At 56.3% G+C, this 16854-nt stretch carries 16 protein-coding genes and 3 pseudogenes; 2 read left to right on the top strand and 17 right to left on the bottom strand.

Annotated features, from left to right (window positions below; genetic code table 11):
* Nucleotides 1–135: 135 nt before the first annotated feature.
* From QA644_RS24970 to QA644_RS24920, 11 genes and pseudogenes are all read right to left on the bottom strand, one after another.
* Nucleotides 136–644: pseudogene (locus QA644_RS24970) on the bottom strand (nuclear transport factor 2 family protein).
* A gap of 139 nt (nt 645–783) precedes the next feature.
* A complete protein-coding gene (locus QA644_RS24965; protein WP_283073722.1) occupies nt 784–2238 on the bottom strand; it encodes a YncE family protein in 1455 nt (484 codons plus the stop codon).
* A 15-nt stretch (nt 2239–2253) separates the two neighbouring features.
* Nucleotides 2254–2718 carry a DUF305 domain-containing protein gene (locus QA644_RS24960; RefSeq protein WP_283073721.1) on the bottom strand — a complete coding sequence of 155 codons (465 nt, stop codon included), beginning with the start codon at nt 2716–2718 and terminating at the stop codon, nt 2254–2256.
* A gap of 34 nt (nt 2719–2752) precedes the next feature.
* Nucleotides 2753–3184 carry an organic hydroperoxide resistance protein gene (locus QA644_RS24955; protein WP_283073720.1) on the bottom strand — a complete coding sequence of 144 codons (432 nt, stop codon included), beginning with the start codon at nt 3182–3184 and terminating at the stop codon, nt 2753–2755.
* Nucleotides 3185–3356: 172 nt separating this feature from the next.
* Nucleotides 3357–3942: pseudogene (locus QA644_RS24950) on the bottom strand (integrase core domain-containing protein).
* 391 nt (nt 3943–4333) lie between these two features.
* Nucleotides 4334–4804: an MEKHLA domain-containing protein gene (locus tag QA644_RS24945; protein ID WP_283074019.1), complete on the bottom strand. Its 471-nt coding sequence runs from the start codon at nt 4802–4804 to the stop codon at nt 4334–4336.
* 76 nt (nt 4805–4880) lie between these two features.
* Nucleotides 4881–5597 (bottom strand): hypothetical protein, encoded by a 717-nt coding sequence (locus QA644_RS24940; protein ID WP_283073719.1) that lies wholly within the window; start codon nt 5595–5597, stop codon nt 4881–4883.
* A gap of 133 nt (nt 5598–5730) precedes the next feature.
* Nucleotides 5731–6867, bottom strand: a complete 1137-nt coding sequence (locus tag QA644_RS24935) for a cupin domain-containing protein (RefSeq protein WP_283073718.1) — start codon at nt 6865–6867, stop codon at nt 5731–5733.
* A 97-nt stretch (nt 6868–6964) separates the two neighbouring features.
* Nucleotides 6965–8125: an NAD-dependent formate dehydrogenase gene (locus QA644_RS24930; RefSeq protein ID WP_283073717.1), complete on the bottom strand. Its 1161-nt coding sequence runs from the start codon at nt 8123–8125 to the stop codon at nt 6965–6967.
* A gap of 542 nt (nt 8126–8667) precedes the next feature.
* Complete coding sequence (locus QA644_RS24925; protein ID WP_283073716.1) at nt 8668–9645, bottom strand: SDR family oxidoreductase; 978 nt, start codon at nt 9643–9645, stop codon at nt 8668–8670.
* 135 nt (nt 9646–9780) lie between these two features.
* Nucleotides 9781–10512: an AraC family transcriptional regulator gene (locus tag QA644_RS24920; protein WP_283073715.1), complete on the bottom strand. Its 732-nt coding sequence runs from the start codon at nt 10510–10512 to the stop codon at nt 9781–9783.
* Nucleotides 10513–10841: 329 nt separating this feature from the next.
* Between QA644_RS24920 and QA644_RS24915 the strand changes: the two genes are divergently transcribed.
* Nucleotides 10842–12278: an ATP-binding protein gene (locus tag QA644_RS24915; protein ID WP_283073714.1), complete on the top strand. Its 1437-nt coding sequence runs from the start codon at nt 10842–10844 to the stop codon at nt 12276–12278.
* A 15-nt stretch (nt 12279–12293) separates the two neighbouring features.
* Here the strand turns inward: QA644_RS24915 and QA644_RS24910 are convergent, their stop codons facing one another.
* The 4 genes and pseudogenes from QA644_RS24910 to QA644_RS24895 form a co-directional block, all read right to left on the bottom strand.
* Nucleotides 12294–13205, bottom strand: a complete 912-nt coding sequence (locus tag QA644_RS24910) for an AraC family transcriptional regulator (protein ID WP_283073713.1) — start codon at nt 13203–13205, stop codon at nt 12294–12296.
* A gap of 385 nt (nt 13206–13590) precedes the next feature.
* Nucleotides 13591–14181, bottom strand: coding sequence for an HdeD family acid-resistance protein (locus tag QA644_RS24905; RefSeq protein ID WP_283073712.1), 591 nt, complete (start codon nt 14179–14181; stop codon nt 13591–13593).
* Between the two features lie 104 nt (nt 14182–14285).
* Nucleotides 14286–14566 (bottom strand): annotated as a pseudogene (locus QA644_RS24900) (peptide-methionine (R)-S-oxide reductase); the annotation flags it as partial.
* Nucleotides 14567–14719: 153 nt separating this feature from the next.
* Nucleotides 14720–15079 (bottom strand): copper resistance protein CopC, encoded by a 360-nt coding sequence (locus QA644_RS24895; protein WP_283073711.1) that lies wholly within the window; start codon nt 15077–15079, stop codon nt 14720–14722.
* Nucleotides 15080–15497: 418 nt separating this feature from the next.
* On the opposite strand from QA644_RS24895, the gene QA644_RS24890 reads away from it, so the two are divergent.
* Nucleotides 15498–15737 carry a hypothetical protein gene (locus QA644_RS24890; protein ID WP_283073710.1) on the top strand — a complete coding sequence of 80 codons (240 nt, stop codon included), beginning with the start codon at nt 15498–15500 and terminating at the stop codon, nt 15735–15737.
* Between the two features lie 347 nt (nt 15738–16084).
* Here QA644_RS24890 and QA644_RS24885 read toward each other — a convergent pair whose 3' ends face one another.
* Entirely contained in the window at nt 16085–16429 is a 345-nt protein-coding gene (locus QA644_RS24885) for a DUF202 domain-containing protein (RefSeq protein ID WP_283073709.1), read from the bottom strand.
* A 2-nt stretch (nt 16430–16431) separates the two neighbouring features.
* Nucleotides 16432–16854: a DUF202 domain-containing protein gene (locus tag QA644_RS24880; protein ID WP_283073708.1), complete on the bottom strand. Its 423-nt coding sequence runs from the start codon at nt 16852–16854 to the stop codon at nt 16432–16434.

Below are 16854 nucleotides of genomic sequence, written 5' to 3'. Positions count from 1 at the left end.
GTACGACCATCCGCCACAGTGCACGAGAGGTTCCGACGTCGTCGGTGCAATCCCAATGACGCAGTTGCAGCAGCACAGTACGGGAGAGAGAACGGATGATCCGGCATATAGCCGATTTCGGTGCAACTATTTACGCTAGCTCAAAAGTTCGCGAATAGCACCCGGATGGTCGGCCGGGCGTGGGCCGGTTCGATCCCGTTTGTACTTTCGGTCCTGTTCCTTGATGGGGAGGTCGTTGATGCAGGCAAAGCGGCGATGCATTAGGCCGTTCGGGGCGAATTCCCAATTCTCGTTGCCGTATGATCGGAACCAGTTACCGGAATCGTCGCGCCACTCATACGCAAAGCGCACTGCAATGCGATTGTCGTTTATGGCCCACAGTTCCTTGATCAACCTGTACTCCAACTCTTTGGCCCACTTCCTCGAAAGGAAATCGAGGAAGCGGCGCGGCCATTGAGGAATTCTGATCGGTTGCGCCATTGGCTATCCAGCGTGTAGGAGCGTGATACTCGGTCCGGATCACAGCTGTTCCAGGCGTCCTCTGCAGCTCGAATTTTGAGAGTTGCGGTCTCTGCTGTGTATGGCGGAAAGGGCGGCGCTCTTCGCTCATTTGTACACCTCGTTTCGGGTTTTCCGACGTCCACCTCAACGATCTCATGGGATCTGCCAAGAGGAGCGTTCTGCGCAACTGTCTTGACTGACTATCCGGCCTTCGGCCAGACCTGTTGTGGTCAGGCAGACAAGGCCACATAATTAGGTTCTTATCGCTACTAGCGCAGCGGGTCAGTTCGCCTGCACCTGGAGCACTTTATCGGGCTTCTCATTCGTCAACGATGCGACGACGAGATACCGGCGTTCATCACTGTGCTTTGCCTCGACGATCTGTCGGATAGGGCCGACAGCGTTGACGATTGCCGACCCAGCCGGGTTCGTCATAAAGCGCGAGAGCGGCTCTAGAGGCCCGCTTCCGTCTGACTTTTCCGACAGAGCGAGGACGTAAGCTGTTTTCGGCTGAAGCCCCGTGACAGATGCCTGGAGGACCTGGGTAAGTCCCTGGTCAAAGAGAGACACAGAGGTAGGCGTGGTGTCCTTTTCCCCTTTGACAGCGAGAGCCAGATGCGTGGCTTCGCCAGCGATGCCGAGAGGAACCAGATTCTTGGTGCCGTCACCTTCTGGAACGGCGTCTGGCACGTAATTGACAGCCTGTGCGGCTTGGCCGATCGGAATGGTCGCGATGACCTTATTATCGAGGGTGTCGATCGCCGCCAATGCGTCTGCATTTTCGAGGCCGACATAGACGCGGGTCCCGTCACCAGACGGCCAAACCCCATGGGGTAGGTTCCCAACCGGTATGGTGGCGACCTGCTCGAAATTATCGGTGCGGTAAACCTTCACCTGATTGAGACCACCCACAGTGATGTAGGCAAAGCTTCCGTTCTTGTTCGTGACGAGATTGACGTGGTTCGTGATCGGGCCAGTGTCAATCGTCTTGATCAGATCGAAAGGAGGCTGCGCATTGAAGACCTGGGCTTTGCCGGTGTCCTTGAGTGTGAACCAGACCTGTTTGCCGTCAGGCGACGCTGCGATGTTTGGGCAGAATGGGCTCGCTTGTTTCACATGGCCGACGATCTGATGGTCGGCCACCGAAACCACCACGGTCTTAGGATTAAACGACGAGCAGATGTAGCCGTATTTCCCGTCTGGTGAGAAAATTTGCATGCCTGGGCCTGCCGGCACCTTGATCTCCATCTTTTCTTCGAACGTCGTCGGGTCGATGACTGAGATGTAGTCCTCGCCACGAACGGTAACCCAGACTTCCTTTCCATCGGGAGTGAAGAATGCCTCGTGCGGAGAGCGCCCGATGTAAGTCGTATGTTTGACGGTGTTGGTAGCGGTGTCGATGAAAGTGACGGAGTTGGATCCGATCGACACGACCGCAATGGTCTTCTTGTCAGGCGAAAACCCCATGCCGTGGACGAGTACCTGCCCCTTGTAGAGTGGGCTGAGGTTGCCGGGCTGCGGATCGCCTAATTTGATAACGCCGAGCAACTTATTGGTGGCGGGATCTGTCACCGATACGGTGTTAGAGAACTGCTCGGCGGCATAGACGCGATCCTTGCTGCTCACTGGAATATTCGGATCGCTCGAGGCGAATGGAGCCTGGCCAGCAAAGCTTGGAAGGGGTGCGAGAATACTGCCTGCCAAGCAGGCGGCGACGAAGGATGTGCGCAAAGTCATGAAAAACCTTTCGATTTACATCTTCATGTTGGGATCCATGCTGTGCATGGCTCCACTGGGTGTCGCTAAGGGGGTGATCTGTGTCGGTGCCGGCGCTGATGGCGGCAATGGGTCGCCAATGGCGAGCTTCATCACCGCGATCTCCTGTTGTTGGTCGACTATGATTTCTTGGGCGATACGTTTGAGTTGCTCGTTCTTGCCGTATTTGAGCACGGCCAGCGCCATATCGATTGCGCCTTGATGGTGAGGTGTCATCATGGCGACGAAGTCACGATCCACATCACCGGATGGCGTGACCTCCATATTGGCCATCATCTTATCCATGGCAGCATCGCTCTCCCTGAGGAAATCGGTCTCCGCGCCACTCTCCGCCGAGGAGCGTTGCGTCTCTGGGGTTGGGCCGTGAGCCATCACTCCGCCTACGAACGCGACGTAAGTGACTAGCATTAAGGCGTATTTTCTTGACGACCACATCGTCATCGGTGCGTCCCTTCTTGATAGTGCCCGTCCGGATTTAGGTGCGAACCGTGAATTCCACATCAACGCTCGCTCGGATCGCGTTCGAGTAGGGGCAGATGGTGTGGGTTACCTCGACCAGATGCTTTGCTTCGGCCTCGTCCATTCCTGGCAGGTAGACATCGAGCGCGGCAGCGATACCGAAACCACCCTCGCTACGGGGTCCCATGCCAATCGTCGCGGAGACAGTCGAACCTTGTGGGACATGGGTGTTGAGCTGTGCGGCACCGCGCCGAAGGGCACCGAGGAAGCAAGCCGAGTAGCCTAACGCAAACAGCTTTTCCGGGTTCGCACCGTCGCCACCGGGGCCGCCAAGCTCCTTGGGGATAGTCAATTGAAATGCAAGTGTGCCGTCGGCAAGTGTGGTTTTTCCGTCGCGCCCGCCGCCGGTGGCGGTTGCGCTTGTCTTGTATTTTACATCGACAGACATTGCCATTTTTCTCCAAAATTTAGGGACGCGGTCGCGATTTGTGAGGCGTTCCAGTTGTTTGGCGCGAACTGTTTTCGCACTAAACTATCGGAGCGGTCACTGCACAATCATACCTACGCATAGGTAGCGTTTACCCTCAGGGTGGAGTTGCCCCCATAAAAACCGGACAGGATCAGACTTCTGTTTGACGGTTTAAGAACTCACGCGGTGATCGATATCCCAAAGCCTTGTGCGGGTGAAGCGTGTTGTAGTGCTCGAACCACAATGGCAGTTGGGCAATGACCGTTTCGGCGTCCGGGATGAGATTGACCGAGACGTAGTCGCGTTTGAAGGTTTTGACGAAGGCTTCGGCCATTCCGTTGGACTGAGGGCTACGTATGGGTGTCGAGCAAGCCTCCATCCCGATGTCCATCAGCAGCGATTTCGTGTCCTTCGCAATGAAGCACGAACCGTTATCGGTCAGCCATTCGATGGGCTTTGGAAGGGCGTTGATCCGGCCGAAGCGGTTCTCGACGGCGGTGATGACGAGGTCCTGAACGTCTTCGCTTTTGATGCCTTCAGTGGTGGCAACATGAGCGATGGCCTCGCGGTCAAGTGAACAACTGGTTCGGCTGGATGCCATAGCGACGAGCAACAATGCTGACTGTCGCGTCCGGCTCATACGTCTCCTGAATGATGGCAAGCTTCTCGGCGGTCGACCAGCGACGGCGGCGCTCAGGCCCGGACAGGACTTCTATCTTAGGAGGGTGACTGGTCATAATGGGCACATTACCTCGCACACTTATTAAGTGGGAGATCCTGTCCGGAAATTTATGGGGCCATTACACAGGGTTGACTTCTATGCTTTGGTCCCACGGCGCATACGAAGCCGATCCAATATTAAGCCGCTAGGTACTCCTCGAACGACAGTAAGCAGGTGTCGATACCAATCGTGTCCAGGAACCGGTCCAGGACGTCGCGTCGCGTCTGGACCAACCGTATCTGACGCTTCATGCGCTCGGCCGACGTTAGCTTTCCGCTGTCCACTGATCTTCTATTTCTTGCCATTCAGGAAGCGCGAAACGGCCCAGGACGGCGTCGGTCACATCGCCTTTCGAAATGGTCCCGTCGACGTCGCAATACACCCATCCGATGTTTCTCGATCGCGTGTTATGCTTCCGACCATCTGGAGAACGTCGCTGCTTGGCCGAGCCGCTTTCCGCCCTCGGTCAACAACTCCCACACCAAACCGTCCTCCATCCAGAAGTGGGTGCCGGACTTTCGCACGCGTAGCCCCCTGTAATTCGAGATGTAGCCTTGTCTACGTACCGCATCGAGCAGCGCCTGCCGCTCCTCGCGGTCAGGTGCTTCGGCGGACAGCCGCGACTGCAGCGCCACGAATTCCTTCCATGGGTATTCGAAGCACCGTTGAGCCGTGACGTTGGCATAGATGAACTGCGGGTCGGGGTCCGAGTTGTGGGCGACGACGACAAATGGTGCCTCTAAATAGAGCCAATCTGGCCCCTGTCCTGGACCCACCAACTGCCGTTTCGTCAGCCGCTCGTAGCTTCCGGTGAGAAGCTCGAAGAAGGCGCGGTTTGTCGCGAGGTCGTCCGGGGGATGTTGACGTGCAGTTTCCATGTTGCTCACCAGATAGGTCTCCATCGATTGCCTCCGTATCAGCCGCTGAGCGATCGATACGGAGGCAAGTCGCTTGCTATTGCCAGCGGCCGTTCGGCAGTTGTCCGTGATAGGGAGTGTCTCGGCAATCACCCCAAGGACCCAGCCAGAAACCCGGCGGGCATGCGCTCGGGACGTAGTAGGGATCATAGTAGGGCACTGCGTAGACAGGATGCGGCCGAGTGGCGTGCGCGGCTAGCACAGCGGCTCCGGAAGCAAGTCCGAGGCCATACCAGCCAGCGTTGTTCCAACCATGCCAGTGATCGATGAACAAGGCCGCAGGGCCCGTTGCGCCGCCAAGGCTCCCCTCAAGCACCGCGACATCAAAAGTCAGGGTATCACCATCGAGCTTTGCGGACTTGAGGGTAACAACGGCGTCTGCAGCGTCGGATCCACTACTCAACACCGAAATCGTCGCGTTGGGAGGGTCCGCACTGAAACTGTCTGGCCCCTGCCCCCATTGCTTGATGAGGTCGTCGGTTGCCAGATGACCGGCTGCCTGAGTGGGCCTGTCAGCAAAAACGATAGAGTTCTTTGCGACGCCACTCAGGACGAGTTTGTTCCCCTCCAGCTTCGCCCCCTGTGAGTTGATCACTAGGAGCGATGCGGCCGGGGCCTGCTGCGATTGCGACACCTGGCCGACCGTCTTCTGATGGGGAACATGGTTTGTTATGGCCACATCCGTCGCGAAGGCATTTGAAACGAGCAAGCCGAACGAGATGGTAGCGAGGCATGCTGCTTGTTTGAATTTCATAGAAGGTTCCTTGTCTTGATAGGGACAGCGCCCAAGCAATCGCTCCGCGTGAACAAGCTTTCACGCGCTTGAGTGAAAACCTAGACGGATCGCCTAGAACGCGAGCCGTCGGTCACCGTGAGGTCCGTCGGCTTCAACGCACCACGGCTTGGCGCGTTTTGCGCAATGCCTTCATCACGGTTTCGTTGAGGTTGAGGTGTCCGCGGACAAGATCAGGCGGCGTCAATGCCATCCACCTGTTGAGCGAAACATCAGTGCAGAACCTGCTGTTGAAGACGTTGATGACCTTAACCGGTGTGGTGCCGGTATTTTCGATGTAGTGACCCAGCGTCCGCGGGACGAAGCCAACGTCACCAGGGCGATAGTTGAAGGTTCGGGCCTTCGACGTGGCATCGAACACGGTCATTCGAGCTTCGCCTTCGATGTAGTACTGCCACTCGTCGGCGTCCGGATGCCAATGCATCTCGCGCATCCCGCCGGGCTCGATCTCGATGATGAGCGCGGACAGTGTCGTTACGGGGAAGTTATGTGCGTCGATCGTCTTGACTGAACCACCCATATACTGCTGGGCCGGGATTTCCGACAAATGGAACACATAAGACTGCGGAGGCGGGCTGTTGGGCAGGAGACCGCGCACTGCGTCGAGTGGACCGGGCACCGGAAGCCTGAAGATATATTTTTCAGATTTCGGAATGTCGGCAAAGTTCTCACTGGCTACGCCGAAGTTCTTCGCGAGTACGCTTGGAGGCGTGTGGGCCATGTATTCGGTGATCAGCAGAGTTTCGTTCTCGGAGAAATTGCCATCGTCGAACACGAGGAGGAACTCGGTGCCCTCTTCCATCCCTTGGATCGAATGGGGCACGCCAGCCGGCACAAGCCACACGTCGCCGGGCACGAGGTCGTCGATAGAGAGGTTACCTTCAGGATCAACGACAGTCAGTCGAGCCGTCCCTTGAAGGATGTATGCCCACTCGGCCTCTCTGTGCCAGTGCAGTTCGCGGACCACACCGGGGCCGAGACGCATGTTCACACCAGCCATCGACTTCGAGACAGGAAACTCGCGCAGGGTAATCTCGCGTGCCCAGCCACCGTCTTCCAGACGGTTGTGTGCCATCGCGAACGGGAATTTGAGATTAGGCAGGGAACCGTTGTCAGTTTCCGGTGGGATCAGCACGTCCGGATTCTGCAGGACCAGTTCGATGTTTCGCGGGCCTAGGTCATCTGCGCCTCTCGTTCCGCGGATCGGCTGAATATCTTCTTTCTTGGTCATCTGAAGTCCTATCTGTGGGATTGTCTTCAATTGATGACCGAGACGGGAATGCCCGTTCTCGGTCACGACGTCGCGTTCTGGCGGTAAAAAAGCAAGACTAGGCGAGCTTGTATGAATTGGCCCCGGTGCCCGCCAAGTTGCCCGCGTCGACGATCAGGTATTCAGGCCGGATAGGCGTGCCTTCCAGGAAGTTCTGGAGGACCTCGAGCGTGCCGGCCGCGTAGCGAGCCTGACCAGAGAGGGAAGCGCCGGAAATGTGCGGCACCATGCCCTGGTGCGGCATCGTCCGCCATGGATGGTCTGCCGGTGCTGGCTGTGGGAACCAGACGTCGCCGCCGTAGCCTGCGAGCTTGCCGCTTTCAAGCGCACGGACGACGGCATCCCGATCGCAGAGTTTGCCACGCGCCGTATTGATCAGATAGGTCCCGCGCTTCATCAGTGCGAACATCTTGTCATCGAACATATGCTCGGTCGAGGGATAGAGCGGGGTCTGGAGGTTGATGACGTCGCAGACCTTGACCAGATCCTGGGGAGTCGAGTGATAGGTAAGGTTCAGCTCCTTCTCGACGTTCGCCGGCAGGCGATGAGGATCGTAGTAGTGAAGATGAACGTCGAACGGCTTGAGGCGACGAAGGACTGCGAGGCCGATGCGGCCTGCGGCAATCGTACCAAAGTGCATGCCTTCGAGGTCATAGCTACGGCTCACGCAATCTGCGATATCCCAACCGCCGTTGTTGGCTACTTCGTGAGAAGGAAGATAGTTTCTGACGAGGGATAGCACGGTCATAACGACGTGTTCAGCGACGCTGATGCTGTTGGAGAAGGTCACTTCAGCTACTGTGACGCCATGGTCGGCAGCAGCTTTCAGGTCAACGTGGTCGGAACCGATACCGGCGGTGAGCGCAAGCTTGAGATTTTTTGCTTTCGCGATCCGTTCAGCGGTCAGGTAGGCTGGCCAGAATGGTTGCGAGATGACAACGTCCGCGCCGGGAAGGTGTCGGTCGAACTCGGAGTTTTCACCGTCCTTGTCGCTGGTCACGATGAGTTCATGGCCGTGAGACGCGAGATATGGCCGCAGCCCAAGCTCCCCTGACACGCAGCCAACGAGTTCACCCGGCTGAAAACCGAGCTTGCCGCGCGGAGACGGCACCGTCTGACCGTTCGGGTAGCCGGCGATCACGGGAATGGTGTCGCGGGCATATTCCGGCGGATAGCCGGTCTTGGGATCTGGGAACAGGACGCAGAGGATTTTTCCCATTGGGCTCTCCTTTTTGGTTTCGCGCTGTACCGGTGCCGCGAGATCATAACTGCCGAGTTGCTGGAGAGAACTGTCCGGCTCTCCTGCAGTACAAGTCGCGGTCGGCAATCGATTTCAAGAACGAAGACACCATCCCTCTCTGAACCACAGTCCGGAGCGGCATCTATATTCCGTTGTAGTATCGATAGGGAAAACCTAGGTGTTCGGGCTAGTCAGCGCATCTGTACAAAGGTTTAGACGTATCGGAACCTAAGAGCAGGTTACGGGCCTCCTGCATGACAATTGTCAAAAGCAGGTGTCGAAAGCTCACCATCGTGGCTCAAGTTTTATGAAGAAGTTGGCGCGCCGTTGCCGCAAGTCGTTTAGACCGTGGAGGCGATACGAACCGGAACGCGGCTTGATGTACTTGCATGCGTACACCTAATCTCGGCCAATAATAATGATGAGGCGGCCAATCATTGACCGCCTCACTCAAAGTCCCAACACTCCGTGGTCCTAGGATGTTCCGGAAAATACCTAGGTGCCCAGCCGTATGGTTGCTGTTATGTATGCGGTGTCGCCGCCACACCGGTGATTTTGCCGTCGAATAGTCCCGGATCTCGTGTATTGCCTTCGTTGGTGCCTTCCGCCTGCGGAACCCTCAGCAAATCTTCGACTCCCAAGCGTCGAAAGAATACCTCGCGCATTTGAGCAGCCTTCGACGCAACGATCATGGCCTGTCGCTGCTGAGGATCCACCTCGAAGCGGAATGGTCTTGTGCCGTGAGTCATGTCGACCACCTCGCGAATTCTCTCGGCGACCTCCTTAGCGTCGGTTCTAGCGCCCGGGACGTTCGTCGAGTCCAGCTTGCTGGCCAACTCGCTAGCTAGGCCATGAAGCCTGTCGTACTGGTCGGCTACTGTAGGGTCACCAGGCCCCACAGCATGCTTGAAGTGGTCGGTACCCGATGTATAGGCCCCCGGCATGCAGATGACGGTTTCGATGTTGTACCGACTGTTTTCGAGCCCCATGATCTGAGCAAGGACGTCTCCGGCCGCCTTGCTTGCAGCATAAGGGCCTGTGAAGGGATCGGGGATTTGCGTAATTCCGCTACCGACATACAGCAGGAGGCCTTTGTTTTGGCGGCGCATGGCGGGCAGGAAGGCTCGATTGACGCGAACCCAGGAAATGGCATTGAGATCAAAGATCCGTGCCAGCTGTTCGCTCCGGAAGGCCTCGGTGATCCCTGCCATCATCATTGCCGCATTATTGATGACAACATCTATACGGCCGGTTGATCCCAAGACGTAGTCAGCCGCAGAATGGCAGCTTTCCTCTGACTGGACGTCCATCTCAAGTGGATGGAGGTCAAGCTGACTGCTGGCCGCGATCGATTGGATGTCGATAGCTTTGTCCTGGCTGTGTCCTGCAATGTCTCGCATTGAGGCAAAAACCTTGTGGCCTGCCTGCGCAAGCTCGATCGCCGCTAAACGTCCGAACCCGGAACCAGCGCCGGTGATGACAACAACCTTTTTATCCATGGTAGTCTCCGTATTGCCTGATTTGGGTTCGATCGAAGGCGACTGACAGCGTCGCCGGAAGACCTGTGCAGGATATCTTTAGGGGGCAGACCGGTTGGAGCGGAACCATACTTAGGTGTAGCGTGTCGATCTGAGCTAGTTATCCTCCTCGCCCTGAGCTGTCCGCCAGGTATGCGGCGTTTGGCCGACCACCCGCGCAAACGCAGTCGTGAAATGCGATTGTGTTTTGAAGCCGACGGCGACGGCTATTTCGGCCAACGTGACATCCCGGAGGAGCATCTCCTGCGCTCGTTCAATTCGTCGGCGAAGAACGTAGTCGTATGGCGACAATCCCGTGCTTGATTTGAACTGAGCGGCAAAGTAAGCAGAATTCAGCTCGACCTGGTCTGCCATATCCGCCAGCCCGATTGGCAAACCTAGATTAGCCTCAACGTAGTCCAGTGCCTTCATGAGCCGCCACTTGACTAGCTCGGGCCGGGCAGCATCCTCATTCTCTGGCCCTAGAGCGGACAGTACTCGGGCAATAACCGCAGTCGCGATGGATTCAACAAAAACCGGGTCCACTGGCTTGGGACTTAGATTAGCGGCAACGAGCGTCCGGCCAAGATGCTCTGCTGCTCTATCCCAAAAAAAGCCTCGATCTCGAAATGCTGATAGCCAGTCTTCTGATTTCCCCCCACCCATCAACGACTCTATTAGACCGATTGGCACGTGAAGATGAAGAATGTCGAATGGACCTTTAAAAGCGCATTCCGCTAATGCGTCTGGTCCACTTAACTGAAGCATGCCAGGTGTTGCGATGCCGTGGTGGACTGGTTTCCCGTTCATTTTGAGGGACAGGTTGGCAATACGAAGGACGATCTTCACGAGAAACCTGTGGCCGTCTCCCTCGGCGCGAACCTGCCGTTCCTGCTCCTCGAAAGAACGCCATCTGCTCACCGCGATAGAGGAGTTCCCGTTTGTGCCCCCGCTGATGGGCAGCTGCCGCCACTCGATTTCGTTAGATACAAAGCGAAGGCTCGCGTGGGAGGACGTTCGGCTTGCTCCCGGTGCTTTATTCTGCGGCATTCGTTAGCCTTTCGCCGTGCGTCACTGGGTGTAACGCCTTATTTTGTTCAATCAAGCGGGTGGTCCGCCGTAGCATCGGTGATGCCTGGAGACGTCGACCGTCGGGAAAATACCGGATAGCTTCCCCGATGGAAGTAACATTGGCGTCGCAGGTCGCAGGCGAAAAATGCGGCTATGGCACCGGTCCTCTTGTCGGAGCCACGAACAAGAACAACTTGCGAACGCTCGTCCCAAATCCCTGCATTTTTGCAATCCGCGATTCCGATCATAGAAGAATCTCCACCGGCGTGTCGTCCATAGTCTCCCCGTCGATCCATGACAGGATCATCGACTGCGCCGGATGGGCCGGAGACAGGAGGTGCTTGTTCAGGTCGACGCCGCTGCTGGCAGTTTTTCCAGACGCGGCGATCAATGGAAGGAGACAAGCCATGGAAAGCAACCGACGCTGGGATAGACCTGTTCAGGCATCCGTCCCTGTAGCGATGGCCGCCATTTTCCTGACAGAAGCGCTTGGATACAACTGGGGAGTTGACGTCCTCTACGTCCCTACCGTCGCACTTGCCGTGATAGGATTTTCTAGGGTCGGGGTGGTCCTCGTTGGACTTCTGAGCATTGTGCTAGCGGCTGGAGCGTATTTTATTTCGGACGTAACCGTTTCTGGGCATACCGGTTCGGCCCAGTTGGCAATCTTATTGCTGGCTATTGCTCTGGTGACCGCTGTTTCCGCCAAGGTGAAGGGTCTTATACCGGCCGTCCCCACCGGCCTCTCGGACTCGCTATCGATTGATGACTTCCCCGATTTTACCGGGACAGATGTCAATCATCTCATGCGATTGACGACGGTTGCCGATATCGGAGCGTCGATCGCTCACGAAATGCGACAGCCGATCTCTGCCATCCAGATTCACAGCCACGCTGGTCTCAGGTGGCTCAACCGCAAGCGTCCGGATCATCTTCGCGCCCGGGAGTCGCTTATACAGATCCTCAAGAATGCCGAGCGTGCAGGCGAACTGATTGACCGGTTTGATGCTCTTGCCTCGAACCGACCCGTCGCGCGCGTTGACCAAGATCTGAACGAACTCGTGAAGGACACCCTATCGCTTCTCGAATTTCAGCTCGCACAGAAGAACATTAAGGTGGACCTGGCGCTCGAAAGCACCGCAGCGCTGGTGGTGGGTGACCGAGTTCAGCTACAGCATGTACTAATCAATCTATTGGTTAACTCGGTTCAATCGATGTCGATGGTCCGCGATCGCCCTCACACGCTGACAATCCGCTCTTGGCGAACGATCGAAGGCACGAGGACGCCGTGCATAGCACTGGAAATTCGTGACACTGGCACCGGCATTCATGTTGAAACGGCAGCCGGCCTATTCTGCGACGTCCACTCGACCAAGCCAGAGGCCAAGGGACTTAGTCTGTTGATCTGCAGGTCGATTATCGAAGCACACGGCGGACGAATCCTCGCAACACCGACCAATGGTCCGGGCGCTAGCTTTACATTCTCGGTTCCTCTTTCCAGCGCAGGAGCGCCAGGGGAGCTGAGGCCCATGATGGCCGTATAGGGCTACAAAAGGCCGTTAGGCTGGCTGTCGGCGAAACTCGCCAGGGGTCATTCCCACAGCGCGGCGAAAAGCCCTTGTGAAGCTTGCTTGGTTGGAGAAGCGGGCAAGCAGCGCTACCTCGCTCAGGGAAAGATGACCATCGCTCAGCATTCTCTTGGCTTTCTCGAGCCGCTGAAGACTAACAAAGCGATGGGGTGGCATACCGAGCGTCGCCTTGAACATACGACAGAAGTGAAACACGCTCAAACAAGCAACCCCTGCCAGTTCCTTTATCGAAATATCACGTTCGATATTGTCCGCGATGTACTCCACCACTCGACGAATTCTGTCCGCATCCGGTTTCGTTGAATTTTCGAATGGCCGCCACTCCCCAACATCCGAGTAGCTCTGTATCAAGCGCGAAGCCAATGCCAGGCAAGACATTTCGGCGAACATAGTTCCGGCCCAGGTTTCGGCACTCAACTCAGCGAGCAACCCTAGTCCTAGATGCTTTATCACTTCGTCTTCAACTCCGGCCGCGTAGCGGATCGAATGAGCGGGCATTTTGGGGAGGTTGTAGTCATCACAGAGTGCAAGCAGACGCTCTGGAGACAGATAGAGATGCAAGATTCGTGGCAGGTTTCCTGAGATATCTATCTCGTTATCACCGACACCGACGGGCGACAGCCAGATTGCGCCGTCAGTCGCGCGCGTCGCCTGCCGTTGGCCTGCGCCCGAGCGGGAGACTACGCCGTCCGCGTTGCCATCAACCGCGATTGTTATCTCCATCTGCTGTGGCGCTACAGCGGGAACAATGCCAGCGCCATGAGAACGCAGTTCGGCGGCTATGTTCGGCCAACCGCGTCCGATGGACGAAAGGAGTAGCTCTGAACTGTTATATTTCCTCTCTCCATGGGGCCTCAAACCCGAGGTCTTCGACGGCGGCATCCTAGAAATCCCCTACGGAACCAAGTGCAGCACCGAAGAAACGGCGTGAGGCCAGGACCAAGCGCCAAGCTTGTGCAACCTCAAGCAATTCTTCACCGCGGCTCAGAGTTAATCGTTTAAAAATTACCCGTTGGTCAAGCACACAATAACGTGACGCGATCCTAGCAGCTCACGCTAATATTGAGATCACACTTTGGTATGGGGCCTTGGAGAGACGTCGAGAAAATGGCGATCAAACGGGATTTGTTAGAAGTGGCGAGCGAGGTGCATCTGATGCAGATGCTTACCCGGGTGCGTCAGGGAAAGGCGCGCATCAGCAACGAGGAATGTCCTGTCCCAACATTGGGACCAGTACAACTTTGTTGCTCTAGAACGTGACGGTTCGTCACACGGGGCGGAGCTTCGAATTTTGAATTTTCGCTCTTAACCCCAATCCAAAGGCCACGTAGCTCCACCCCTGAAAAATAAGGTCCACCGTGAGCAAAGCTCCCAACAGCAAGAGACCCACTACCGGCCAGGTCCACAGTACGATCGCGCCGACGGTTAGGGTTAAAACACCGCTGGCAGCGATCCAAATCCATCCCTTCCGCGATCGGTCGCGAAACCCGGCAAACAGTCGTATCAGTCCAGAGGCAATGAGAAGGACGCCGATAACAAGTGACACCCAGACAGCAGCGAGAATAGGATCGTAGACCATGATCGCGCTTGCTACGGCGTAGAATATGGCACTCAGGGCGTAAAGCGCTCGACGCTTCCATCCATGTGACGTGAAGGCATGGAGCATTTGCATTATCCCGCCTACCAACATCATCGCGGCAATGTAGATAATCGACGCAAGGGTTGAGAGAAACAAGTTAACGCTGGCGATGCCACCGGCGACGAGAAGGCCGACGCCCAAGGCGACAAACCAACCCCACCTACCCTCAAGATGTCTGGCCGAGCCGGCGAAGCCGACGCTTGATGCGACTGTTAACATAACACTTTCCTTTTTGAGTTTGGATAAAGACAAGCCCTTGGGTCACTTGGGAAGAGTCCATAGGTGAGGTGCTATTTTACTCTGTGGCGGCTTCGACCTGCGGGCCCGAGATGGCTATCAGCGTGTGCCGACCGAACCTCACGACGAACAACCCGTCGGAGCGATCGGTGCGTTCATCGATGTTTCGATCACCGATTGGCTTCGTGAAGCTTGGCCAGCTGCAGCCGGATTCATATTTGTCGGAGGAAGCAAACAATGGCTCTCCGGAAGCCACATCCACGTAGATGCCGGGTTTAGGTTGCTCGGTAGCATTCTGCTGGGTAATTCTGAATTGCTCAGGAGTGAGTGCTTTGATCGCGGACTCGTTCTTGCTGTAGACTTTCATAACTCAATTGCCTTCACTCGAATCGATTGCCTCTTGTAGGGATTGCCCGGGAGCGATCTGTTCGGTTCCCCAAGCCACAAAGAGCGGGGCGAAGACCCCTGCAAGCATTAGGGCCATTATCGATAGCATCAGCATCCGCATGTGCTCGTGCTCCTAGTGTCGAACTTCGAAGTTGTAGGTGCCCTGTTCAACTTGGCCGTCCTCGTAGCAGGCCCGCCATTGCACCTTGTAGCTGCCTGGCTTGAGGCCACGGTCGAGTGAAACAACTACGTCCCGACCGGCCGCGTTGATCACTACGTTGTCGATCGGTATCCGGACGTTGTGCTCGTCTACCAGCTCGAACGCCGACCTCTCCAACTTGACCTGCTTTCTAAAGGTAAGGGTGAGATCTGCGGCTGGGCGGCCAGGAACGACAAACTTGGAAACCGCAGGGTCGAGGTTTGCGTAGCCCGCGGTAGGGATGCAGATGCAGGCTGCCGCGATTACGCATGTAATGATCGTTTTGTGATGCATCGCAGGCTCCAGAATTGATTGTGTCCTGGAGCTTAAAACCGCCGCCGGTGCCTTTGAATCCAACCTTCGTCTGCGGGGGCAATACGTTCGTATAGTCAGCACTAAACCCCTATTGGGTTCCGCCGGGAAACCGAATTTTCTAGTTTGTTATCAACAACTAGAGGATTTAAGAATGAGCGATACAACATTGATGCAAAAGGGTAATTTTGAACCTAGGCCGCACCTAACGGATCGAATAGATCCGATCGATATTTTGCTCGGTCGGGACCCCGACGAGTCACTTTGGGATCGTCTTTATTGGCAATTTAAACAGTCCCCGCTTTTGTCTGCGGAGATCGGAAGCGTTCGCACGTTGCCAGCCTGCGATGTTGCCTAGATTGGCTCCGCTTCTACCACATCTAATTTATAGAGCCGTAATATGAAGAACAGAAAAACCGTGTCACCGCTTATCGAAATCGTCACCAGAGGCGATCAGGGCTATGTGCCGCTTGGCATCGTAAACGTCGAGCAGGCCCTGCGGATGCCTCAGCATCTTGATCTTCAGTTTTCGCATCCGGAACATGATCCCGCGCAAGGCCGTGTTTATATAGACCGCATCCAGTTGCGGGATGTCATCGGCAACCGATCTTCCCATGATGTGCCGCTGGGAGCGATATAGACCTTGATTACCGAGTTGGAGATCGCGTGTCCCGTCGAGGACCGGGCAGCTTCTCGGAATAGCCCATCGCCCGGCGGGCAATGGTAACGGAGCCGGCCTCGTGGCCGCTCAAGCCGCAACGACGAACGAACTTCTCGCGACCGATAATCGATGTGTAAGCGGGATTTGAAGCGTCTCGGTGCCACGCCATTTGCGTAGATAGGCAGAGTGTAGGGCCTGTCCAAAGGCGCTATAGGTCATTGACGCGGCATCCGGGCATATCAAGCGTCGCTCCTATCCTTCGCCACGTCCCATCAAGCAAAATGCTACGGGTTGCGCATTCTCAGTCCGACTTGGCGCAATTCGAATTAGGTCCCGGCTGCGATCAGCGAAAAAGCGATGAGGTCTAAGAGCAACGTGGCGGATACAAGTATAATCACTGGCCGCGGGTCGGTGTGAACCGGGGGCAACGGATACATCGTGAGCAGAGCATCTCGCCGCGAGTAAACGATCAACGTCAGTATGCCGAGCATGAAGGCTCCGACGGCACCAATGATCTGTAGATTGGTTGGGGCTTGCAGATCTCGACGCAATAGCAACAGCCCACCGTTCGCAAATATAGCAAGGGACGTGCGCAGCCACGACAGGTCAGTGCGCGCGGCTTGCGAACCTGATTGGCCTACTCGCGCGTTGTCGTCGACCTTCGACTGCACGGTCAACCTCCCGATGCCCGGCCGATCGCGAGAAGCAAGATGATTGTTCCCACGAAAACAATAGTGCAGATCAGCAGCCAAACGGCATGCGACGGAGGGAGAGCCGCCTCTCTGCGCATCGCACGTTGGACGGCATACCAACGCCAACCACTGTACATCGTGAGAGCAATACTCGTGAGGGCCAGAAAGCCTCCGAGCACTTCGCGCACGTGCGGCACCCTGAAGTGCGGAATAAGCTGGATAATTGCTATCGAACCCGCCAACAGCGCGAGGGCAGTGCGGATCCAAGCTAGAAATGTCCGTTCGTTGGCCAGCGTAAATCGGTAATCTGGTTCCCGCTCGATGGGTTCCGGGTTTCCCGGCTCCGGTGATGTGGTTACCTTGGCCAGGGCCTCGTCAGGCAATTGTTCAGAAAACAGTGACAT

The organism is Rhizobium sp. CC1099, assembly GCF_029714385.1.
In the GTDB taxonomy this organism is placed as follows: domain Bacteria; phylum Pseudomonadota; class Alphaproteobacteria; order Rhizobiales; family Rhizobiaceae; genus Rhizobium.
The sequence above is the reverse complement of the archived record's forward strand: the minus strand, read 5'-3'. Positions and strand labels throughout refer to the sequence as shown.